This window comes from Mucilaginibacter oryzae (genome assembly GCF_003148845.1).
GTDB classification, from domain to species: Bacteria; Bacteroidota; Bacteroidia; order Sphingobacteriales; family Sphingobacteriaceae; genus Mucilaginibacter; species Mucilaginibacter oryzae.
This window is the reverse complement of the sequence record NZ_QGHA01000003.1, coordinates 143,419-165,917: the sequence shown is the minus strand read 5'-3', so window position 1 is coordinate 165,917 and position 22,499 is coordinate 143,419. Positions and strand designations below refer to the sequence as shown.

General features: G+C 44.9%; 24 protein-coding genes. 18 read left to right on the top strand and 6 right to left on the bottom strand.

Annotated features, from left to right (window positions below; all coding sequences use genetic code 11):
* Positions 1 to 83: 83 nt before the first annotated feature.
* From moaA to LX99_RS09935, 5 genes are all read left to right on the top strand, one after another.
* Complete coding sequence (moaA, locus tag LX99_RS09955; protein ID WP_109607751.1) at positions 84 to 1,073, top strand: GTP 3',8-cyclase MoaA; 990 nt, start codon at positions 84 to 86, stop codon at positions 1,071 to 1,073.
* Positions 1,074 to 1,095: 22 nt separating this feature from the next.
* The gene (locus LX99_RS09950) at positions 1,096 to 2,298 is read left to right on the top strand and encodes a molybdopterin molybdotransferase MoeA (protein WP_211318993.1); all 1,203 of its coding nucleotides are present in this window, start codon (positions 1,096 to 1,098) and stop codon (positions 2,296 to 2,298) included.
* Between the two features lie 222 nt (positions 2,299 to 2,520).
* A complete protein-coding gene (gene moaC / locus LX99_RS09945) occupies positions 2,521 to 2,994 on the top strand; it encodes a cyclic pyranopterin monophosphate synthase MoaC (RefSeq protein ID WP_109607749.1) in 474 nt (157 codons plus the stop codon).
* Positions 2,972 to 4,165 carry an NTP transferase domain-containing protein gene (locus tag LX99_RS09940; RefSeq protein ID WP_211318992.1) on the top strand — a complete coding sequence of 398 codons (1,194 nt, stop codon included), beginning with the start codon at positions 2,972 to 2,974 and terminating at the stop codon, positions 4,163 to 4,165. The genes moaC and LX99_RS09940 overlap by 23 nt, the downstream gene beginning before the upstream one ends.
* Positions 4,158 to 5,210: a HesA/MoeB/ThiF family protein gene (locus tag LX99_RS09935; protein ID WP_109607748.1), complete on the top strand. Its 1,053-nt coding sequence runs from the start codon at positions 4,158 to 4,160 to the stop codon at positions 5,208 to 5,210. Before LX99_RS09940 ends, LX99_RS09935 begins: the two co-directional genes overlap by 8 nt.
* Before the next feature lie 74 nt (positions 5,211 to 5,284).
* Here LX99_RS09935 and LX99_RS09930 read toward each other — a convergent pair whose 3' ends face one another.
* Together LX99_RS09930 and LX99_RS09925 are read right to left on the bottom strand one after the other, a co-directional pair.
* The gene (locus LX99_RS09930; protein WP_245927886.1) at positions 5,285 to 5,704 is read right to left on the bottom strand and encodes a molybdenum cofactor biosynthesis protein MoaE; all 420 of its coding nucleotides are present in this window, start codon (positions 5,702 to 5,704) and stop codon (positions 5,285 to 5,287) included.
* Positions 5,705 to 5,787: 83 nt separating this feature from the next.
* Positions 5,788 to 6,030: a MoaD/ThiS family protein gene (locus LX99_RS09925; RefSeq protein ID WP_022829772.1), complete on the bottom strand. Its 243-nt coding sequence runs from the start codon at positions 6,028 to 6,030 to the stop codon at positions 5,788 to 5,790.
* Positions 6,031 to 6,179: 149 nt separating this feature from the next.
* On the opposite strand from LX99_RS09925, the gene LX99_RS09920 reads away from it, so the two are divergent.
* From LX99_RS09920 to LX99_RS09895, 6 genes are all read left to right on the top strand, one after another.
* Positions 6,180 to 7,049, top strand: a complete 870-nt coding sequence (locus LX99_RS09920; protein WP_109607746.1) for a formate dehydrogenase accessory sulfurtransferase FdhD — start codon at positions 6,180 to 6,182, stop codon at positions 7,047 to 7,049.
* Positions 7,050 to 7,198: 149 nt separating this feature from the next.
* Positions 7,199 to 7,804 carry a GDSL-type esterase/lipase family protein gene (locus tag LX99_RS09915; RefSeq protein ID WP_109607745.1) on the top strand — a complete coding sequence of 202 codons (606 nt, stop codon included), beginning with the start codon at positions 7,199 to 7,201 and terminating at the stop codon, positions 7,802 to 7,804.
* Positions 7,805 to 7,847: 43 nt separating this feature from the next.
* Complete coding sequence (locus tag LX99_RS09910) at positions 7,848 to 8,576, top strand: esterase family protein (RefSeq protein WP_022829775.1); 729 nt, start codon at positions 7,848 to 7,850, stop codon at positions 8,574 to 8,576.
* Between the two features lie 43 nt (positions 8,577 to 8,619).
* Positions 8,620 to 9,141, top strand: coding sequence for an O-acetyl-ADP-ribose deacetylase (locus tag LX99_RS09905; protein WP_109607744.1), 522 nt, complete (start codon positions 8,620 to 8,622; stop codon positions 9,139 to 9,141).
* A gap of 80 nt (positions 9,142 to 9,221) precedes the next feature.
* Positions 9,222 to 9,791, top strand: a complete 570-nt coding sequence (locus tag LX99_RS09900) for a Crp/Fnr family transcriptional regulator (protein ID WP_109607743.1) — start codon at positions 9,222 to 9,224, stop codon at positions 9,789 to 9,791.
* A gap of 80 nt (positions 9,792 to 9,871) precedes the next feature.
* Positions 9,872 to 10,882, top strand: a complete 1,011-nt coding sequence (locus LX99_RS09895; protein WP_109607742.1) for an alpha/beta hydrolase — start codon at positions 9,872 to 9,874, stop codon at positions 10,880 to 10,882.
* A 7-nt stretch (positions 10,883 to 10,889) separates the two neighbouring features.
* Here the strand turns inward: LX99_RS09895 and LX99_RS09890 are convergent, their stop codons facing one another.
* The gene (locus LX99_RS09890) at positions 10,890 to 11,279 is read right to left on the bottom strand and encodes a hypothetical protein (protein ID WP_109607741.1); all 390 of its coding nucleotides are present in this window, start codon (positions 11,277 to 11,279) and stop codon (positions 10,890 to 10,892) included.
* A 233-nt stretch (positions 11,280 to 11,512) separates the two neighbouring features.
* Here LX99_RS09890 and LX99_RS09885 point away from each other — a divergent pair, with 233 nt between their 5' ends.
* The 3 genes from LX99_RS09885 (at position 11,513) to LX99_RS09875 (ending at position 15,252) form a co-directional block, all read left to right on the top strand.
* The gene (locus LX99_RS09885) at positions 11,513 to 13,930 is read left to right on the top strand and encodes a glycoside hydrolase family 3 N-terminal domain-containing protein (RefSeq protein ID WP_109607740.1); all 2,418 of its coding nucleotides are present in this window, start codon (positions 11,513 to 11,515) and stop codon (positions 13,928 to 13,930) included.
* Between the two features lie 140 nt (positions 13,931 to 14,070).
* Entirely contained in the window at positions 14,071 to 14,508 is a 438-nt protein-coding gene (locus LX99_RS09880) for a DUF695 domain-containing protein (RefSeq protein WP_109607739.1), read from the top strand.
* Positions 14,509 to 14,532: 24 nt separating this feature from the next.
* The gene (locus tag LX99_RS09875; RefSeq protein ID WP_109607738.1) at positions 14,533 to 15,252 is read left to right on the top strand and encodes a DUF2071 domain-containing protein; all 720 of its coding nucleotides are present in this window, start codon (positions 14,533 to 14,535) and stop codon (positions 15,250 to 15,252) included.
* Between the two features lie 43 nt (positions 15,253 to 15,295).
* Here the strand turns inward: LX99_RS09875 and LX99_RS09870 are convergent, their stop codons facing one another.
* Positions 15,296 to 16,117 (bottom strand): sterol desaturase family protein, encoded by an 822-nt coding sequence (locus LX99_RS09870; protein WP_109607737.1) that lies wholly within the window; start codon positions 16,115 to 16,117, stop codon positions 15,296 to 15,298.
* A gap of 193 nt (positions 16,118 to 16,310) precedes the next feature.
* On the opposite strand from LX99_RS09870, the gene LX99_RS09865 reads away from it, so the two are divergent.
* The 4 genes from LX99_RS09865 (at position 16,311) to LX99_RS09850 (ending at position 19,985) form a co-directional block, all read left to right on the top strand.
* Positions 16,311 to 17,174: a helix-turn-helix domain-containing protein gene (locus LX99_RS09865; RefSeq protein WP_109607736.1), complete on the top strand. Its 864-nt coding sequence runs from the start codon at positions 16,311 to 16,313 to the stop codon at positions 17,172 to 17,174.
* A gap of 96 nt (positions 17,175 to 17,270) precedes the next feature.
* Positions 17,271 to 17,807 carry a carboxymuconolactone decarboxylase family protein gene (locus LX99_RS09860; RefSeq protein ID WP_109607735.1) on the top strand — a complete coding sequence of 179 codons (537 nt, stop codon included), beginning with the start codon at positions 17,271 to 17,273 and terminating at the stop codon, positions 17,805 to 17,807.
* A gap of 90 nt (positions 17,808 to 17,897) precedes the next feature.
* Entirely contained in the window at positions 17,898 to 18,515 is a 618-nt protein-coding gene (locus tag LX99_RS09855) for a pyridoxamine 5'-phosphate oxidase family protein (RefSeq protein WP_109607734.1), read from the top strand.
* Positions 18,516 to 18,752: 237 nt separating this feature from the next.
* The gene (locus LX99_RS09850) at positions 18,753 to 19,985 is read left to right on the top strand and encodes an ROK family transcriptional regulator (protein WP_109607733.1); all 1,233 of its coding nucleotides are present in this window, start codon (positions 18,753 to 18,755) and stop codon (positions 19,983 to 19,985) included.
* 124 nt (positions 19,986 to 20,109) lie between these two features.
* Here the strand turns inward: LX99_RS09850 and LX99_RS09845 are convergent, their stop codons facing one another.
* Positions 20,110 to 20,961, bottom strand: coding sequence for a hydroxymethylglutaryl-CoA lyase (locus tag LX99_RS09845; protein ID WP_109607732.1), 852 nt, complete (start codon positions 20,959 to 20,961; stop codon positions 20,110 to 20,112).
* Between the two features lie 148 nt (positions 20,962 to 21,109).
* Positions 21,110 to 22,423, bottom strand: coding sequence for an NAD(P)/FAD-dependent oxidoreductase (locus LX99_RS09840; RefSeq protein ID WP_109607731.1), 1,314 nt, complete (start codon positions 22,421 to 22,423; stop codon positions 21,110 to 21,112).
* Between the last annotated feature and the right edge of the window lie 76 nt (positions 22,424 to 22,499).

Here is a 22,499-nt window from a genome sequence, read left to right as displayed (position 1 = left end):
GTTTACCTTTACCTTTCATGTACATAAACTTTAATGTATGGCATACGTTTATTGCTTAAATTTACAAGGTAAAGGAGATTGTTTTGCTGATTGATAACCACGGCCGACCGATAAGCTATCTGCGCCTCGCGGTAACAGATAAATGTAACCTGCGTTGCTTTTACTGCATGCCCGAGGAGGGGCTCAACTGGCTGTCACGTGCTGAACTGATGACCTATAACGAAATGCTTAGGGTTTGCCGGGTAATGGTAAATATGGGCATCGAAAAAATCCGTATTACCGGTGGTGAACCTTTTGCGCGTAAGGATATTATGCAGTTGCTTGCATCTATCTCAGAACTTGAAGGTTTAAAGGAACTTAGCATAACTACCAATGGGGTATTAACGGCTCCATACGTACCCGAATTAAAAAAGATAGGCGTAAAATCGGTAAACCTGAGTTTGGATACGCTGGATGCCAATCGCTTTTTTACCATAACACGGCGGGATGAGTTCGCCAATGTCATAACCGCATTAGAAACGATGCTGTACCATGATATGGAGGTAAAGATTAACGCGGTAGTAATGGACGGCAAAAACACCCAGGATATATTACCTATGGTTGAACTGACCAGAAACCTACCTGTAAATGTGAGGTTTATTGAGGAAATGCCTTTTAACGGCGATGGCCACGTTTATGATGGTTTGCGTTGGGATTATGTACGTATTTTGAACGAAATTAAAACAGTTTATCCCGATATCAGCAAGTTGGACGACCCTGCCTGGTCTACCGCTTATAATTACCAGGTACCCGGTCATAAAGGTAGTATAGGTATAATAGCAGCTTATTCGCGTACTTTTTGCGGTACCTGTAACCGGATCCGGATCACTCCGCAGGGGCAGTTAAAAACCTGTTTGTACGATGACGGAGTACTTAATGTAAGGGATTTGCTTAGAGAGGGTGTGGCCGACGACAAATTACAGGATATATTAGGGGATGCTTTTAAGCACAGGCCAAAAGATGGCTGGGAGGCGGAGCGAAAAAGGGAGCCAAGAACAGGCATCCACGAATCTATGGCTACTATTGGCGGGTAAACAGCAAACTAAAATTAAAAAAATGATAACCGTTGCCGAAGCCGAAAAATTGGTACTTGCGCAAGTAAGAGAGTATGGTACCCAAACGCTCCCGTTTGAGCAGGCTTTGGGCTATGTACTGGCCGAAGACCTTAAAGCTGACCGTGACCTGCCACCCTTTAACCGGGTTACTATGGATGGCATAGCTTTAAAATACGCGTCTGTTAAAAAGGGTATCAAAATATTCCGGATTAAGGCTACGCAGGCAGCCGGTGAAAAGCCGGTTGAGTTAGCGCAAGAGGACGAATGTATCGAGATCATGACCGGCGCAGTATTGCCCTTGTCGGCAGATACCGTTATTCGTTACGAAGACTTAGAAATTAGTGAGGGTAAGGCAACGTTGCTTCCGGCGGAAATGAAACAGGGGCAGAACCTGCATTTACGGGGCGCGGATAAAAAGCAAGGCGACATGGTGGCTAAGGCCGGTGTGGTGGTAAGCCCCGCCGTAATCAGTTTAGCGGCATCAATAGGTAAAAGCCAGTTGTTGGTAAAAACGGTGCCAAGGGTAATGATCATATCTTCTGGCGATGAACTGGTTGATGTCGACGAAACGCCATCGTCCTTCCAAATCCGTAAATCAAACAGTTACACCATAAAGGCAGTACTTAAAAAGCACAATATAAACGCCGATCTCCTGCACATTCCCGATGACCCTGTTATCACCAGACAAAAGATCAGCAACTGTATTCAAAACTATGATGTACTGCTGTTAAGCGGCGGAATTTCGATGGGCCGGTTTGATTACATCCCGCAGGCACTGGAAGATTCGGGTGTAGAAAAACTGTTTCACAAAGTAGCCCAGCGGCCCGGCAAACCTTTCTGGTTTGGAAGGCATGGCCAGAGTGGCGCGTTGGTGTTTGCCTTTCCCGGCAATCCCGTAGCCACATTTATGTGTCTGCACCGGTATTTTTTAACATGGCTTAACGCTACGTTAGGATTACCGGCAAAAAAAGTAACCTATGCGGCTTTAGGTAATGATTTTACCTTTAAGCCAGAATTGCGATATTTTTTACAGGTAACTTTACAAACCAATGAGCAGGCCCAACTGATAGCCATACCCGTTGAAGGGAATGGATCTGGCGATTTTGCTAATTTAGCCGATACCGAAGCTTTTTTAGAGTTACCCATGGAAAGGAGTGAGTTTAAGAAAGGGGAGGTATTTAGAGTTTGGAGATTCACTGATTAGTTTTTTGGGATTTAACGATTAAAAAATGATTACACAGATTTTTTTGGATGATTTCGAAGATCAGAAAGATAATTTCAGTGGTTTAATCACGATAATGAATGAATAAAATGGTAGATTAAATGATCAAATAAACCCTAAAGACAGAAGGACATAAAATCAAAAAAACACCTAAAAAGAAATCGGTGTAATCACCATATCAATCGGTGTAATCCCAGAAAAAAAATGTTAACCCACATAAACAAACAAGGCAACCCAAATATGGTTGATGTAACGGAGAAGCCGGTTACACACCGCACAGCTACCGCGCGCAGCATTGTGGTTTTGCCGCCCGAAGTTTTTGAGCTTTTATCGGGCGATGAACTGCAATCAAAAAAAGGCCCTGTTTTTCAAACGGCTATTATTGCCGGTATCATGGCCGCAAAAAAAACCGGCGATCTGATTCCGCTTTGTCACCCGTTGGGTTTAGATAACTGTAATATCAGTATCCAAATTAACGAACAACAGGAAGTGGTGGTTGATTGTACAGCAAGTATTACCGCTAAAACTGGCGTGGAAATGGAGGCCCTGGTAGGCGCTTCAATAGCCGCGCTAACCATTTATGATATGTGTAAGGCCATGAGCCATCATATAGTGATAAAAGAAACCAGGCTGATAGCAAAAACAGGAGGTAAACGTGATTTTAAGCGATCAGAATGAAACAGAAAAAGGGCATCTTAAACATGCCAAACTGGCCAAACCTTCAACCGGCAATTTCGGGCGAAATGAGTGGGCAATTTTAGGTGGCCCGTGTACGGTTATCAAATTACTGGCCGATGAGGTGATCAGGGCGCTTTCGCCTGTTTACAAATGCGCTTATGCGGATACGTCACACCATGATGATTTTACTTCGTTGCCCGGCAGGTTAGCTACCGGCGCATCATTAGAGTATACCGACCAGATCAATCATCAGCAATTCAATTATCCCAACCCGGTTTTTCCGTACCAGATCAAACAGCAATTTTCCTCTGCCGATCTGATTTTGGTAAACGGTAACCATCAGCAAGCCTCAAGGCAGGTGGTGATCATTGATAGCAATAAAACAGCATCCCTTCAAAAACGGGTTGAACAGCTAACCAATGTACAGTTGTTCTTGCTCGCAGATAACGCTCATGAAATTCCCGCTTTTATCCGGGAGTCCATCCTCAACTGGCAACAGATCCCTGTGTTGAAGGTTGACGATTCGGAAAATATTATCGCTTTTTTTGAAAAGGCGTTAAAGTTGGCTAAGCCGGTTTTAAACGGCTTGGTGCTTGCGGGCGGTAAAAGCACACGGATGGGATTTGATAAAGGAGCGGCGATGTGGCATGGTAAGCAACAGCGCTATTACCTGGCCGATATGTTGAAAAGTTTTTGCAGCGAAGTTTATATATCCGGCAGGCCAGGGCAGCGGCAGGAAATAGAGCTTCCCTATCCTGTTATTGAAGATACTTTCACGGGGTTGGGGCCATATGGTGCTATCCTCTCCGCGTTCAGGGAGCAGCCGGATGCCGCGTGGCTGGTGATAGCCTGCGATTTGCCTTTAATGGATGAGCCCACATTGCGAAACCTTGTAGCCTGGCGCAACAGTTCGTCCGTAGCAACGGCCTATCATAGTCCGGCTACAGGTTTTCCCGAACCTTTGATTGCCATATGGGAGCCTAAAAGCTATCCTGTTTTGTTATCCTTCCTGGCGCAGGGATACTCTTGTCCGCGCAAGGTTTTGATCAATAGTGATATTACATTACTTAACGCCCCGGATTTTTCGACGTTAACCAATGTAAACACGCCCGAAGACCTTGAAAAAATAAAACCGATGATCCACAATAAAATAGTTGCCGCTAATGAATGAGGATTTACAACGATATAGCTGCCAGATAGCCCTGCCGGGTTTTGGCCGGGAAGCGCAGAATTTAATAGGGCAGGCCCGTGTATTGATAGTAGGCGCAGGTGGTTTAGGTTGCCCGGCAGGGCAATATCTTGCCTCAACAGGCGTGGGTACCCTCGGCATTGCCGATTATGATTCCGTTTCCATCAGCAACCTGCACCGGCAGGTATTATATACCCCGGCAGATGAGGGTAAAAATAAAGCTGAAGTTGCCTGCGTGAAACTGGCACAGCAAAACCCCGGTATCAGGCTGGTTGCGCATACACAAAAGGTAACCTCTGATAATGTGATGGAAATTATAGCCGGTTATGATATCGTACTTGATGGTACCGATAATTTTGAAACCCGCTACCTGCTTAACGATGCCTGTGTTTTAAGCGGGAAGCCCCTGGTGTATGGAGCTATTTACCAGTTTGAGGGCCAGGTTGCTGTATGGAATATAGACTTAGGTAAAGGCACCCGGTCGCCAAATTACCGCGACCTGTTTCCGGAGGTGGATGCAACGCAGATTCCGAACTGCACCGAAGGCGGCGTGATCCCTACCCTGGCCGGTATTATTGGCGCTATGCAAGCCAACGAGGTGATTAAATACATTGCCAAAACCGGCGATCTGCTGGCCGGTAAGGTGCTGATTTTTGATGCGCAATCGATGCAGAGCCGAATTTTTAAAATGGGTCCGGTTACCAAAACGCACATCAGGCGCTTAAAGGCAACTATTGCTATCCCTGGCATTAACGCTGCTGATCTGAAAGAAAGGATGCTGCATGATGACACCCTCGAATTGATAGATGTACGCACCCTGCAGGAACGCGATGCTTTCGATATAGGCGGAACACATATCCCGCTTGATGAACTGGAAAAATACATGGCTTATTTTACCAGCGCCAATACCAAGGTGCTGTATTGTTCATCGGGCAAAAGAAGCAATGAGGGCGTTAAACTGATTCTGAAGCATATTCCCGAAGCAGATGTATTCTCGTTAGAAGGCGGGTTGGGAAGTTTTAAGTAATCAGCGATTGTTTTTTGGAGATTCGAGATTAGGGACTTCCCCTAACCTCGAATCACTGATCTCCAATCTCTCACCTACGGATGCGCTGCCACCCAAACATCGCCATCCTCAAAACTTTCCTTTTTCCAGATGGGTACGGTTTGTTTGAGTGTATCAATAATGTATCTGCAGGCTTCAAAAGCGGCGTCGCGATGGGCTGCGGAAACGGCTATGATAACCGGTACTTCGCCAACTTGCAATAAGCCGGTGCGGTGATGGATCAAAATTTTTTGAACGGGCCAGCGCTCAAAAGCCCGGGCGGCAATTTTATACATCTCGCTGATGGCCATGGGTTCATAAGCCTCAAAATCAAGCTTTAAAACCTTTTTTCCCTTGGTTTGGTTACGCACCGTGCCTATAAATACGTCTATCCCACCTGATTCCGCAGACATGGTCCATTCGATACACGATTGGATGTTGAGCGTTTGCGCCGATAATAATATTTGCGTATTCAAAATAAGCCGGGTGCTGATGTTAGGTAGATGTTTTTTGACAGTCAGTGTATCAGTTCTTAAAATAAGCTATCCAGACGGAATCATTAACCTCCGCTTACAGGCGGGATAATCGCTACTTCGTCGCGTTCATGAATGGTGTCGCCGGGCAGGGCATATTCGTTATTAACCGCTACCATGTATGATGAAAGCTGTTTAAGGCGCGGGTATTGTTGCTCGAGCAGGTATTTTAAATTATAGATGGTTGCATCGTTGCTCATTTCCAGGCTAACCTCACCGCTGCCAAAAATATCTTTAGCCACTCCAAAAGCCAATACGTTGATCTTCATATGTCAAAAATATTCAAATTAGCCCATAAAAACAGGGCTGCAATTTAATTTAATGAACAACATTTTTCGCCGCAGGTTTTCAGGCAGGTTGCACCAACCTGCCGGTGTTAGGTAAACAAGCTCCAAAAACTTAGTTGTATATTTGATTTATGTCGGCATCCACACAAATTATACCTATTGTAAAAGTGAACCATACACAAAGTACCCGTACGGATGCTAAGATTGCCATTGAAGAACCCCTGGAAATAAAACTGGAATACGGCCCTGTAGACAAACGGGTGATACAAAAAATTTCAGTAATGATGCGTACGCCCGGGCATGATGCTGAACTGGCAACCGGGTTTTTATTTACGGAGGCGGTTATCAAAAATGCAGACGATGTTCAATCGGCCAGGCATATTTCTGCTGCCGGTACCGAAGATAACAGGAATGCCATTTTGCTGAGCCTTGCCCCTGAAACAGAGCCGCATTTTCAAAACACCGGTTTCAATTTTTCTACTGTCGGCGAAGACGCAGTCAGCGCAATCCGTACGATTAGTCCCTTCGCCGGTCAACCTGATGATACGGTTTTGCATGGCGCTTTGCTTTACCAGATCCCTGATATCCTGCGCCGTCATCAGCGTGTATTGGATGACGCGGCAGGTCTGGATGTATCCGCGTTGTTTACCCCCGTGGGCGAGTTATTGTTGTTACGCCAGGATATTGACAGGCACAACGCTTTGGATAAGATCATTGGCGCTGCTATGATGTATAACTGGCTGCCATTGAAACAAACCATACTGTTATTAAGTGGCCGGGTTGGCTTTAAGCTTGTCCAAAAAGCCGCAATGGCTGGTATCAGCATTATAGTGGCTGTTGGCGCTGCTTCAAGTTTGGCCATACAATTGGCTAAAGAATTTGATATAACGTTGATAGGGCTTTTGAGTGCTTCGCAGTTTAATATTTACGCTGGTGCGCACAGGGTTTCGTTACCGGTTGATCGTGTGGGTTTAAATAACAATTTGGCGGATGAGGGCTGATTTGAAACCGCAGCCAAGGTTAAGATGTTGCAGGTGAAGCGTAAAAATATGATATGTTTAGCGTTATTCTTTTGTTAAAACAATTTTATTGCAAGCCTATAATGTTATCTTTAGCGCTTTGAAATTGAATTGCCCTATTAAAAAGTGATATGATCTGGTACGAAGAGGACGTTAAGCAACTGGAAATTAAACGAACAAAACTTAACTACGTTCCGCGTGTAATTTTTTATGGCAGTTCGTCTATCAGGTTGTGGGAAACGCTCGATACTGATTTTGAAGAGTTTCAGCCCGTTAATCTTGGCTTTGGCGGATCTACCCTTGCTGCCTGTGTATGGTTTTTTGAGCGCATTATGCACTCATACAACCCGGAAGCGATGGTGATATATGCGGGCGATAATGACCTGGGCGACGGTCGTAACCCCGAAGAAGTTTTTATATTTTTTAAACAGCTTACCGATGAGGTAGCCCGGCTTTTTGGCGATATCCCCTGTTATTTTATATCATTAAAACCCAGCATTGCCCGCTGGCCGCTTGTGGATAAATACAGGTATACCAATAGCCTTATTGAAAATGAAATTATACATCGCCACAAAAACTGGCAGTTTGTAAATATATTTAACCAGATGATGGATGGTTCGGGTAGGCCGGTGAGGGAATATTATGATAAAGACGGTTTGCATTTAAGCAGCGCCGGGTACGCTTTGTGGAAGAACGCGGTTTTACAGCGGATGCTGCAAAGTATCAAATTAACTTAATACAGGGTTTACAGCCATTTATCATCTTTCGGCGGCTTAAAAGATGAAAAGAGAGTACCACAAGTGGTTCAGTCCCTTCCTGCAACGCAATATGGAAATGCTGGTTTTCGGCCATTCCGGTGCCTCTGTCTTATTTTTTCCAACCCGCACAGCCCGCTTTTATGATTATGAAGATTGGAAGGTGATCGAAGCCATGAAATGGAAGATTGAGGCTGGTCACCTGCAGATTTATTGCGTTGACAGTATTGACAGGGAAAGTTTTTACAACGAGTACAGCCACCCGCACCACCGCATTGAGCGGCACCTGCAGTACGAGCAGTATATTTTGCAGGAAGTGATCCCCTTTATGAAGAAAAACAACCCAGGTACGGCGCTCATCTCGGCCGGGTGCAGCATGGGGGCTTACCACGCGGTAACCACAGCTTTTAAACATCCGCATTTATTTAAAAAGGTGGTAGGCATGAGTGGTCGTTATGATGTAACGCAAACTATGGGTAATTTTCGCGATCTGCTTGACGGTTACCGCGATGAGAATGTGTATTTCAATATGCCCAACCAGTTTATGCCCAATCTGGGCAACCCCGATATCATTAATGCGCTTAAACGGCTCCATATTGTTATTGTAATAGGCGAGGAGGACGCCTTTTTGGAAGATAACAAATACCTCAGTTCGGTACTGAATGCCAAGGGTATTAAAAACGACCTTTACATATGGCATGAGGAGGCCCACCGCGCCCGCTACTGGCGTAAAATGGTGCAGCTTTACATATAAAAGTCAACAAAACCGGTTACCCCGGGTTTTAACTTAAATTATCATGCAACCAAATATTGAACTTATACAGGGCGATATCACCCAAGTTGAAGCTGATGCCATTGTTAATGCCGCAAATACTTCGTTAATGGGTGGCGGCGGTGTTGATGGCGCCATTCACCGGGCAGGTGGGCCGGCTATATTGGACGATTGCCGTAAAATAGTAGCCCGCCAGGGTGGCTGTAAAACAGGCGAAGCCGTGATTACAACCGGGGGCAAACTTCCTGCCAGGTACGTGATCCACACGGTTGGGCCGGTTTATAACAGCGGAAAACCGAAAGAGTTGGAGTTGCTTCGCTCTGCATATCTGAACAGCCTGAAACTCGCCGCCGAAAATGGTGTTCGCACTATCGCTTTTCCAAATATCAGTACCGGTATTTATCGTTTCCCGAAAGATAAAGCTGCCGAAATCGCCGTATCTACGGTCAAGGAATTTTTGATTGATAACAAGATTGTTGAAAAAGTAATATTTGTTTGTTTTGATGATGAGAATTATGGGTTGTATAAACAATTGCTGCATAATTAATAAGTTCACAGAAACGCATAATATAGTTGGCCTTTAGAAACAGGTGCTGTTATTAAGCATGTAAATATTACCTTGCAGCTATGCACCCGGCTTTAAAACATCATATTGAAGGTAAACTTGATCTTACTCCGCAGCACGAGCAGCTGATTGATAGTTGTTTTAAACCCCGGTTCACCCGGCGTAACGAGATTTTGATTGAGAAGGGAACCATAGCCAGGCATTTGTTTTTTGTGGTAAAAGGCTGCCTGCGTGTTTTTTTAACGGATGATGACGGTAACGAATCAACCCGCTTCTTGATATTTGAGGGGCGGATGGGTACGGCATTTCCGAGTTTCATCCTCAGGGAACCCTCAGTTGCAACTGTACAAAGCCCGGAACCGTCTGAACTGCTTGTTTTAAGTTACGCCGATAGGGACCGGCTGCTGAAAGAAATTCCCGGTTTTGAAACGATGTATCGTTCGGGGCTGGAACTGGACTATATCGCTTCCATACGCCGTATTGAAAGCCTCATTACCATGGATGCCAAAGAACGCTACAACATCCTGATGCAAACACATCCCGAAATTATCCAAAGGCTGCCTAACAAAATAGTTGCAGATTACCTCGGCATCTCGCAGGAAACCCTCAGCCGCCTTAAATCAAAAAAATGATTTATTGACTATTGTCAATCTTTTTTGCCCGCTAAACAGGTTGTTTTGTGATATCAACAACAACCAGCCATGATTAAACAATTACTCGCTATTGTTGCATTTTACTTGCAACGCACACCATATCGGCCCAGAATTTAGGCCAGCGTACTTTTAATTTAAAAGATAAAAGCCGCGATAACCGCCCGGTAGTTACCGAGCTCTGGTACCCGACGGCCGATACATTAAAAGCAGCCGACAAGCACTTCTCACCGTTTTTAAGGCAGTCAACCGTACAAAACGGCAAACTACCAACAGGTAAACTTCCGCTCATCCTGCTTTCACATGGTACCGGCGGGGGGAGGTTAACGCTCGAATGGCTGGCACAAGCCATTGCCAACAGCGGCTGTATGGTAGCCGCTGTTGATCATTATGGTAACACTTATGATCATAAAATACCGCTGGAGTTTGTAAAGCCATGGGAGCGCCCTCTGGATATCAGCTTCGCGATCACCTCGCTCTTAAATATGCCGGATATCGGTCCGCTGATCGATCAGCGAAAAATCGGGGCTGCCGGTTTTTCATTTGGCGGCTACACCATAATTGCGCTTGCGGGCGCGCAACTCGATTTTGACCAGGCCCGTAATTATTACAAAACCATCGGCCGTAAGGAACTGGAGATTCCGGAGTTTCCGGGCCTGGTTAAATTGTTGGATGATAGTTCACTTATTGCCGGATCCAGACATGTGCCGCCGTTAAAGGATAAAAGGATCAAAGCGTTCTTTTCCATCTCGCCTGCTTTAGGTTTCGGCTTTATCCGTAAACAGCAGGTGGCTGATGTTACCGGTCCGCTTTATATTGTTGGTTCGCAAAGCGATAGTATAGCGCCGGTGAAAACCAACGCGCGGCATTATCACCGGCTCATACCAAAATCTACTTATATGGAACTGCCGGGCAAGGTAGGGCATTATGTAATGCTTGCCGAAGCGATAGACGCGGTAAAAAAGGAAGCACCGATCTATTTTACAGATGATATTTCAGTAAACAGGCATGCCGTTCATTTAAAGGTTGATAGTCTGGCTGTTGGTTTTTTCAGGAAGGAGCTGAAGTATTGATTTTAAATTATAACGTTTTCAAAGCCCGGTGGTAGAGGATTTTGCCCATGTCAACCATCATGATAGTAATGATGATGGTAAAAAGCACCTGCTGGTTGTTTGGTTTGTTTGATGGAATAATAAGTAAACCAATAATCAGTATCATCAATGGTACAGCATATTTAAGCAGTTGCCACTTGCTGTTGACTTTAAATTCAATCATGTTGTAAAAAATGTAGCTTACAAATGCCAGCACATAACCATGTATGGTAAAAAGCCCAAACATGATGGCCGCACCAAACTCATCCCCCTCGCGCGATATGCCATAAATAATAAGTGCTATCAACAAAAAAGGCGCGCACAGCGCTGCCTGGACCAGTGAACGTGAAATTAGGGTGACAGGTTGTTTTAAACTCATTTAACGCTAATGTAAATAAAAGTTTGGAAGATATTAGTTGCTTTATACGGGAATGTTCTGTTGGGCGGCACATCATCGATTGATATGAATTTTTCCTGCTGCCCGCGCTAAAGCCCATGTTCTATCTTTCTCAAACGATGTAGTTAAAATACACAACTGTTCAGCGGCGATACCACTACAGGTTGCCCTTAAACTTATATATTTGGAATCACCAACCGTGATAACAACTTCGCATGAGAAATAAATACCAACTGCCACGCGCTTTTGTGGCATCCGCTTTATTCATCAGCTTCAGTCTATCGGCTTCTGCACAGCAGAAAAATATTTACCATAAAGGCTGGATAGATTTCAACAAGAACGGCAAAATGGACGTTTTTGAAGACCCGTCGCAAAGCATTGATAAACGTGTGGCCGACCTGGTGAGCCAGATGAACGTGGAAGAGAAAACCTGCCAGATGGCTACGCTTTATGGCTACAAACGTGTACTGAAAGATGAAATGCCCGTTGCCAACTGGAAAAACGAAGTATGGAAAGATGGCATAGCCAATATTGACGAGGAGCTAAACAACCTCACCTCGCATACAGATGATGCGCCTACACAATATTCATATCCATTCAGTAAGCATGCCTCAGCTATTAACACCATCCAGAAATGGTTTGTTGAAGAAACCCGCCTCGGCATCCCGGTTGATTTTACCAACGAGGGGATCCATGGCCTTAACCATGACCGTGCTACCCCGCTGCCCGCGCCCATTAGTATAGGCAGTACCTTTGATAAACAACTGGTTTACCAGGCCGGTAAAACAGTAGGCCGCGAGGCCAAAGCCTTAGGTTACACCAACGTTTACGCGCCCATCCTTGATCCGGCCCGCGACCAGCGCTGGGGCCGTGTAGTGGAGTGTTACGGTGAAGATCCATTCCACATTGCCGAAATGGGCAAACAAATGGTATTGGGCATCCAGGACGAAGGTGTGGCCTCAACCCTTAAGCACTACGCGGTGTACAGTGTGCCTAAAGGCGGTCGTGATGGCAGCGCCCGTACCGATCCGCACGTGGCCCCGCGCGAAATGCACCAGCTTTACCTCTATCCGTTCCGCAGGGTAATCCAGGAGGCTCACCCTATGGGCGTAATGAGCAGTTATAACGATTGGGATGGCGTACCCATCACCGGCAGCTATTACTTTTTAACACAGCTTTTGCGGCAGCAGTTCGGCTTTAACGGCTACGTGGTAAGCGATAGCGAAGCGGTTGAGTACCTGTATTCCAAACACCATGTAGCTGCAGATTACAAAGAAGCAGTAAGGCAGGCTGTTGAGGCAGGCTTGAATGTGCGCACCAACTTTACCATGCCGCAAACTTTTATTATGCCGCTGCGCGAGTTGATTAAGGAAAACCGCATTTCGATGAAAATTATCGATACCCGTGTGAGCGAGGTTTTGAAAGTGAAATTTAGGTTGGGTTTGTTTGATAGCCCCTATGTTAAAGACCCAAAAGCATCCGATAAAATTGTGCATACCGAAGACGATAAGGCCATGAGCCTGAAAATGAACCGCGAATCGATGGTATTGCTTAAAAATGCCGGTAATTTATTGCCTTTGGATAAAAGGAAATATCCTAATATCCTGGTAACCGGCCCGCTGGCTACTGAAACCAATTACGCCATCAGCCGGTACGGCCCATCGCACAACCCGGTTACCACGGTTTTTGACGGTATAAAAAATTATATGGGTGCCGATGGCAAAGTGAGCTATGTAAAAGGCTGCGATATGGTTGATGCTACCTGGCCCGAAAGCGAGATCATTGAAACGCCGCTAACTGCGCAAGAGCAGGCAGGTATCGATTCGGCGGTGGCTGCGGCTAAACAGTCGGACGTGGTAATAGCCGTTGTGGGCGAGGATGTGGATAGGGTAGGCGAAAGCCTTTCACGCACCGGTTTAAACCTGCCGGGCAGGCAATTAAAACTGATCCAGGCTTTACAGGCTACAGGCAAACCTGTGGTTATGGTGATGATTAACGGGCAGCCGCTTACCATTAACTGGGAAAACAAATATGTGCCGGCCATTTTAGAAGCCTGGTTCCCGAGTGTACAAAGCGGGCAGGTAATTGCCGAAACCTTGTTTGGCGATAACAACCCCGGCGGCAGGTTACCCATAACCTTCCCGAAAACGCTGGGGCAACTGGAATACAACTTCCCGTTCAAGCCCGGATCGCAGGCCGAGCAGGGCGGCGGGAACAGCTGGGGTAAAACCAGCGTTAAAGGCGCGCTCTATCCTTATGGGTTCGGCTTAAGCTATACCACTTTTGAGTATAGCAACCTGCAGGTATCTCCCGAAAAACAAAATTCGCAAGGTATTTACCAGGTTAGCGTTGATGTAACCAATACCGGCCAGCGCAAGGGCGACGAGGTGGTGCAGCTTTATTTAAAAGATGAAGTGAGCAGTGTTACCACTTACGAATATGACCTGCGCGGTTTTGAACGGATCACTTTAGCGCCCGGCGAGAAGAAAACCGTGCACTTTACCCTGCACCCCGATGACCTGGCCCTGCTGGATAAAAACATGAACTGGACAGTTGAGCCCGGCAAGTTTATGGTGATGGTAGGCAGTTCATCGGTTGATTTGAAATTGAAGAAGGAGTTTGAAGTGGAATAAACACCTTGTAATTGGATATAAAACATACGATGTTCCCAAAACTGCGTATATCTTAAAAAGGCGACTTAATTTGATGTTAAGCCGCCTTTTTAAGATGCCATTTCCTGTTTTTTCTCTAACTTTCACGTAAATTTAAACCTATGCTATTAGATGATACCTGGGTAGCTATTGAAGCTGTATCCGACGATAATATCCCTCTGCTGGTTCGCTACCGGCCAAATCTGACTAATTTTTTTGAAAGTGGTATATATCTTCAGCGAATGGATATTACCTGGAACTACGAAGCTACGGATTCATCATTGCTTCCGCCCGCCGAAGAAATGGTACTGATGGAGCAGGTTGAAGATGCCCTGGTTGATATGCTGGAGGCCGATCATCAAAGTATACTGGCCTTTGTATTTACCGGCGAAAACGAACGCTGGTGGGCCTGGTATACCACCAATATCGATATTGCCGGCGAACGCCTGAACGATGCTTTGGCCGATTTTGATGAACTCCCAATCAACATCACAGTTACGGATGATCCGGAATGGGACGAGTATTTTGGGGTGATAGAAGATTTTGGCGATGACGATTAGTTGTAAGCAGCTTAAGATATCGCTATGAAAATCCCCAAAATAACCGGAGTTATTGATCGCCGTATCCTTGTTAATTTTACGGTTGATCCGGAGATTGCCAAAACCATTGTGCCTGCACCTTTTAGCCCCAAAATAGTTAATGGTAAGGCCATTGCCGGTATTTGTCTTATCAGACTTAAAGAGGTAAGACCAAAAGGATTGCCTGCTTTCCTTGGTGTCTGCTCCGAAAACGGTGCTCATCGTATAGCTGTTGAATGGAATGAAAACGGCGAAACAAAAGAAGGTGTTTACATTCCCCGGCGGGATACCTCTTCATCGTTTAATGCTATGGTAGGCGGCAGGGTGTTCCCCGGCAGGCATTACCGGGCTGTGTTTGATGTTAACGAAGCTAATGGTAATTATCATGTGGCATTTAAAAGTTCGGATGGGACGGCTATAAGTGTCGACGCGAAAGTTACCGGTAAACTCAATCCCGATTCTGTTTTTGGCGATTTAGATACCGCGTCGGAGTTTTTTAAAGCTGGTTCAACAGGCTATTCTCCCAATGGCAATCAATATGAATGCCTTGTGCTGCACACCGATAACTGGAAAGTGCAGGCGCTGGAGGTGAGTTCAGTTAGTTCAAGCTTCTTCGAGAACAATGATATATTTCCGGCAGGCTCCGTAAAGTTTGATAATGCTTTACTCATGAACAATATAAAGCATGATTGGACATCAGGCAATAATAAGCCAATGGTTGTATAAGGCCATGTTTATGCATTGCCAGATCGTAGCCTTTAGATAACTACTACTTCGGCCGTTCGAGCTTTTGAAAAGGAATCTTCAGTATATTTAAAAATCTGCCAGTAGTGTTTTTATCCATATGGGTATCAATACCAAAGCGGGTTTCTTTAACATCAAGCTCACCGAAGGTGCCGAAAAGCCTGTCCCAGATGCTCAGCACATCACCATAGTTACGATCGGTGTGGGGTAGCTGGTAGTGGTGATGTACATGATGCAGGTTAGGCGTTATAAAAATTAATCCAACTACTTTGTTAAGCCGTTCGGGTAACCTGAATTCGGTATGGGCCAGCACGTTAAACAGCGACTGGAATGTTTGCCTCAGTACCAGTACACTTACCGCGGGGCCCAATAAGTATACCCAAAGCATCTGGAAGCCGGTACGCACACAGGTTTCGCCGGGGTGTTCGCGTACTGTTGTGGAAACGTCAACGTGCTGGTCGCTGTGGTGTACAAGATGGAATTTCCAAAGCGGATCAATTTTGTGCATCACTACATGATATATATACTCGCAAAGGTCAAGCAGCATAAATAAACTGATGTAATAAATCCACTTATTTTGATGGCCCGGAATGTAGTTGATCAATCCCCAATGGTGTGTGTTGGTCCAGTTAACTATCAATAAAACAATTGTAGTTAACATGAGCTGGATGGGGAGCGCGGTAAAAATGAATAATAAATTGGTTTTATTATGTTGCCAGCGGTTTTTTACCGGGATAAGGCCGGCAGAAAAGCACACCTCCATTAACCATAGCGAGGTTATAATTAAAGCATACAAAGCAATCTGCACAGTATCCTGATGTGTGCCTATAAATTGGGTAACAGTCATATTAAATCAATAGGGATGCCTACCTTACAAAATGCATTATAAAGTAAAACAAAAGCAATTTCTTTCTTTTTGATGAATGTTTGATGAAGTGTGTTAACAGCAGGTTACCGCATTGTTTAGTTTTACAAAAAACATGCTCCCTAACAGCGGCTAAACAGTAGCCGATTTGTGATATATTTGCCGCTATTTAAAAATGAAACTCTCGGTAACAGAACAATCCACAGGTGGCGATTTGCACCTCCTGATCAACGAAAAACATTTTGACCGGATGTTTTTTACCCGCGATCGCGAACATAAATACCTGACCATTGCCTGGAACCGGGGCGAAAAACAAACGGTTGTTATTGATGAGGTAACGTACGATTTTTTGCCCAACAGCATGCTACCCTTAATGGTAAACCAATCCTTCCGTTTTGAACATCCACAGGATATTGTAGCCTGGCAGTTTAACCGGGATTTTTATTGTATTGTTGATCATGATGAAGAAGTAAGCTGTGTGGGTTTCCTGTTTTATGGTAGCGCGGGGCAGGTTTTTGTTCAGTTAGATGATGCCATGCAGTTTAAAATCCAGCGCCTGTTGGATATTTTTATCGAGGAGTTTGAAACCGCCGATAGCATCCAGGTGGATATGCTGAGGATGCTGTTGAAACGCCTTATTATTTTGGTTACCCGTTTGGCCAAGGCCAGCCGGTTAACTGATCCCGCACAAAATGATGAAAGGTTTGCCATTATCCGCAAATTCAATTTGATGGTCGAAAATAACTTCCGCCAGCATCATACCGTTGCCTATTACGCGCAGCAGCTTAATAAATCGCCTAAAACGCTATCCAATGTATTCGCGCTGTACAATCATAAAACACCGTTGCAAATCATCCAGGAGCGCTTAATACTCGAGGCAAAACGCTTATTGTATTACACTGATAAATCTGCCAAAGAAATAACTTACGATTTAGGCTTTGACGATGCCGCCTATTTTAGCAATTTTTTCAAAAAACACACCTCGCTTTCACCTACCGATTTCAGAAACAGCAAAGTTTTAGTGGCCGACGGGAAATAGTTACAAGCGCTCGGGAAGTTTGTCTATTTTTTGGGGGGCTTTGGCACCGCATCTTTGTATTGTTAATTCAAAACAACAAAAATTAACATTACAAAAATGAAAACTTTCGCAATTCCAACCAGAGAACAAGTAACTCCTGAAAACCAGGCCATATTTGATACACTAACCAAAGTAGTAGGCCGCGTGCCAAACCTGTTTGCCGTATTCGCAACTTCAGATCATGCGCTTGCCAACTACATCACCCTTTCAAACGGTAAATCATCATTACGCGCTAAAGAAAAAGAAGCCGTTAACCTTATTGTTAGCCAGGTAAATGAGTGTGCTTACTGTTCTGCAGCCCACACAGCCATCGGTAAAATGAATGGTTTTACTGATGATCAGATCGTTGAAATCCGTAAAGGTGGCGCTTCTTTCGATGCTAAAATTGATGCTTTGGTTAAAGTAGCCAAATCAATCACCGAAAATAAAGGCCGTGCCGATCATCAGCTGGTTGAAAACTTTTACGCTGCCGGTTATACCCAGGCTAACCTGATTGACGTAGCCGTTGCCGTAGGCGATAAAACCATCACCAACTATGTATACGCCTTAACCCAGGTACCGGTTGACTGGCCAGCTATCCCTGAAGTAAAATAATTGTCAGTTTATAATTTAGTTTACGCTTTTATGCCCGCCTTGCTATCGTAAGGCGGGCATATCTGTTTATTTTTATTAAAAACCTGTATCATGAATTTCGCACGATTCGCTTTTACTGATGGTGTTAAAAAACTCCAGGAAAAATACGGCAGCCGCCCGGCCTACGCCCGCATGGAAAATATGCTGGCCGATAAAGAAGGCCTTACCGAAGATGAGCAAATGTTTATTGAAAGCCGCGACAGCTTTTACATGGCCAGCATTGGCGAAAACGGTTACCCCTACATCCAGCACCGGGGAGGGCCCGCCGGGTTTATTAAGGTGATTGATAACCACACCCTTGGCGTAGTTGATTTTAGGGGGAATAAACAGTATATATCGGTTGGCAACGTATTGGCGCATCCGCAGGTATCCCTGTTTTTGATGGATTATCCGCATAAAACCCGCCTCAAAATATTTGCCGATGCCCATATAGTTGAATTGGCCGATAACCCGGAATTGTTTGATCTGATCGATCCATCCGAATATAAACACACTGCCGAGCGTATGCTCATTTTTGATGTAAAAGCTTTCGATTGGAACTGCCCGCAGCACATCACCCCACGTTATACTGTGGATGAGATCAAAGAGGCCTTCGCCCCGCAAAATGAGTATGTGCTTAAACTGGAGTATGGGCTTGAAAAACTGAAAAAACAGTTAGCCGCGAAGTAAAGTTTTGATAAGTGTGTTAATCATCAAAACTTCGCTTATTTTTTAATGTACACAAATTTTATAGATATTTTTGCAGTCTGTAGGCAAATGTTGTCATTATGATGTCCATCTACTTGCATAGCGGGCCTAAACTGTAATTATTACAGTTGTACTTTGTCACTTTATTTATAATTTTATAAAGTATACTCACTTATTAAAGAGGGAGCCTGTTATAAACCAAACTATACTATTTTGTTAATGGAACTTACGACTAAAGGGGTAAAGGGCAGTCAGTTAAAAAATATGATCATTAAAAGGCTTTATTTTAATAAGGCCATGTCATGCGCCGGGCTAAGCGAGTTGTTTGATAAGAGTATCCCATCCATAGCCAAGGCTATCAATGAGTTGATGCAGGAAGGTTTTGTGGTTGAACAGGGCTACGCACCGTCAAGCGGGGGCAGGCGGCCCTTAATGTACTCGGTAAAATCAAGCGCCATGCATATCCTTGCCATCGCGCTCGATCAGCTCACTGCCCGCATCCAGATGTTTGATTTGCTGAACAACCCTGTGGCAGATATGCTTACCTTCGAGTTAAAGCTGCTTAATAACCCGGACGCATTGCCAAAACTGGTTAGTGAGATTAACCGGTATATATCAAATACGGGCATTTTAAAAGACAAAATAGCCGGCATCGGCATTGGTATGCCAGGCTTTATCAATGTAACCGAGGGCATTAACTATACCTACCTCGATGCCGGAGGCCAAAGCTTAACGGCTTATTTAACAGAGAAAACAGGCATTGCAACCTATATTGACAACGACTCAAGTTTGATAGCACTTGCCGAACAAAAATTCGGTATCGCTAAGTCGCAGCAGGAAGTGATGGTGATCAACCTTGGCTGGGGTATTGGTTTAGGGATGATTGTGAACGGAAAACTTTTTCGCGGGCATAATGGCTTCGCTGGGGAGTTAAGTCACATCCCGCTATCAGAAGACGGCTCGCTCTGTGAATGCGGTAAAAGGGGCTGCCTCGAAGCCGAGGCTTCATTACTGGTTGTGGCGCAGAAAGCCATAGCAGGTATTAAAAAAGGCCGGGTAACCAGTTTAAAACACAGCGAAGACGATCATTCAAAACTAATGGGTGACGCGCTGATTGAGGCTGCCAATCACGGCGACCAGTTTGCCATCGAACTATTATCAGATGCAGGTTACAAAATTGGGAAGGCTCTGGCCATCCTGATCCACATCATGAACCCAGCAATCATCGTGTTAAGTGGTCGTGGTGCCAGAGTTGCCAAAATATTAATGGCGCCTATCCAGCAGGCCTTGCATAAATATTGCATTCCGCGCCTTTCAGCAGGAACAGAATTGCTGGTGTCCGAATTAGGCTTCGATGCTGAACTGATTGGCGCGGCGGTACTGGTAATGGAAAATTTTGACAGAGTTGTTAAAAGTAAACCGGTTAAAGCGTCTAAGAGCGCGGCCGCGTAAAAGGTTTGTCTGAATCAGAATTTACGGAATTTTAGAACTTGCAGAATGAATAGTGAACATTGGTTGTAATTTCATTCCCTTGCAACAGCAATTCTGTTAATCCTCAAATTCTGTAAATTCTGATTCAGATAAACACCCTTCCCGCATAATCCATCGCTTCTCTAAAATTATTCATATCAAGCCCTGTAAGCTCACTTTGTGCTTCGAGATAGGCAATTAGGTTTTCAGTAGCAATATTGCCCGTAAGCTCATCTGCCGCCATCGGGCAACCGCCGTAGCCCTTTATCGCTGTGTCAAATCTTTTGCAGCCGCTTCTGTAGGCCGCGTTTATTTTCGGTTGCCAGGTATTAGGAGTAGAGTGGAGGTGGATGCCGAATTCTGTGGCGGGGAATAATTCAACCAGCCGCGGATAAATCCGGGCTATCTGCGCTTCGTTGGCGACGCCTGTAGTATCGGCTAAGGCTATATTTTTAATGCCTTCAGTAACCAGCTTTTCTGTCCACTGTTCAATAATGCCGGTATTCCATTCATCTCCGTAAGGGTTGCCAAAACCCATGGACAGGTAAACAAGCAGGTATTTATTATTTACCAAGCACAACTCATGAATGCGTTGTACCGTTTCAAAAGCCTGGGCTATGGTTGTATTGGTATTACGGAGCTGAAAAGTTTCGGATATGGAAAAGGGATAGCCTAAGTATGTAATTTCAGGATGTTTTGCAGCCTCTTCCGCACCCCTGTAGTTGGCAATAATAGCCAATAATTTTGATCGTGTACCGCCAAAATCAAGTTTTCTTAACACGTCGGCGGTGTCGCGTAACTGTGGTATAGCCTTGGGCGATACAAAGCTGCCAAAATCTATCGTGTCAAAGCCCACCTTTAAAAGCCGGTTGATGTATCCGGCCTTAACATCTGTCGGAATAAAATCATGAATGCCTTGCATGGCATCGCGCGGGCATTCGGTTATCTTAATTGGCATGATGTTGAAGTCTTAAGTCGGGAGTTATAAGTCTTAAGTCAAAAGTAAGAAATAAGGGATAAGTCGGGTAGTTTTAAGTCTTAAGTCTTAAGTCAGATTTTTAAGGCAGACTTAAGACTTAAAAACTCCCGACTTAAGACTTTCCAACTCAATTCACGGTGTTAGGCAAATGCTGGTCTTCCGTTAAGCCTTGTCGCTCAAATTTACGGATTATAAGCCTTGTACCGCCATTATAGTTTACATAGCTCGATACCCAGTTGATAAATACGATCACCTTATTACGGCCGCCTAAAAGCGAAATCAAGTGTACAAACATCCAAACCAGCCAGGCAAAAAATCCCTGGAATTTTATTTTACCTAAATCTGCCACAGCTTTATTGCGCCCGATAGTAGCCAATGAGCCTTTATCGTTGTATTTAAATGGCTGGGTTTGTTCGCCGTTAATAAGGTGGATGATGTTTTTAGCTACGTTTTGCCCCATTTGTATAGCTACCTGGGCTACACCGGGATGGCCTTTAGGCGTTTCGTCGGTGATCATAGCGGCCACATCGCCAATTGCAAAAATGTTGCTACTGCCGGTAACCCTTCCAATATTGTCAACCCTGATGCGGTTGCCGCGTTCAATGCTGTCTTTGCTAAATCCTTCCGGAACAACGCCCATAACCCCCGCGCTCCAGATCACGTTTTTGGTGCGGATGGTTTTACCGCCTTCAAACTTAATCTCTTCGCCGTCGTAGCTTTCTACCTTTACGCCTAACAAAACTTCAACTCCCATATCGGTCAGGAAATCCTTAGCTGCCTTGGAAGCCTGGTCAGACATTGGGCCCAAAACTTTTGGCAAAAAGTCTACAAGGTAAACCTTCATATCCTCTTTTTTTAACTCCGGGTAATCTTTGGTGAGTACGTGATTACGTAATTCGGCCAGCGAACCTGCAAGCTCAACACCGGTTGGGCCGGCACCAACCAGTACAAAGGTTAAATAAGGGTCGCGTTCGGCTTTACCTGTTTTCAGTAATGCCTCTTCAATATTTTGCAAGATCGAATACCTGAGGTTAAGTGCCTCGGGGATTGATTTCATCGGCATGGCGAAGTGCTCAATATCCTTATTGCCGAAGAAGTTGGTGGTTGATCCGGTTGCTATTACCAGGTAATCGTAGCTGATATCACCAATGGTAGTTTCCAGGGTATTGGTTTCGGCATTAACCCGCGTAACCTCCGCTATCCGGAAACGAAAATTTTTCTGGTTAGCGAAATTTTTCCTGAGTGAAAAAGCGATAGATTCTGATTCGAGGCCACCCATGGCTACCTGGTAAAGCAGGGGCTGAAATACATGGTAATTATGCTTATCCAGCATCAGCACATCAACAGGTTTGTCTTTAAGGTGCTTAGCCACTTGCAGGCCGCCAAAGCCGCCGCCAACTATAACAACTAACGGAAATTTTGATTTATTGAGGTTGTCCATATTGTTTAGCTTAAAGCTGAAGGCAAAAAGCCTAAAGCTGTTTTTATTTACTTTTAAAGCCTTCAGCCTTCGGCTT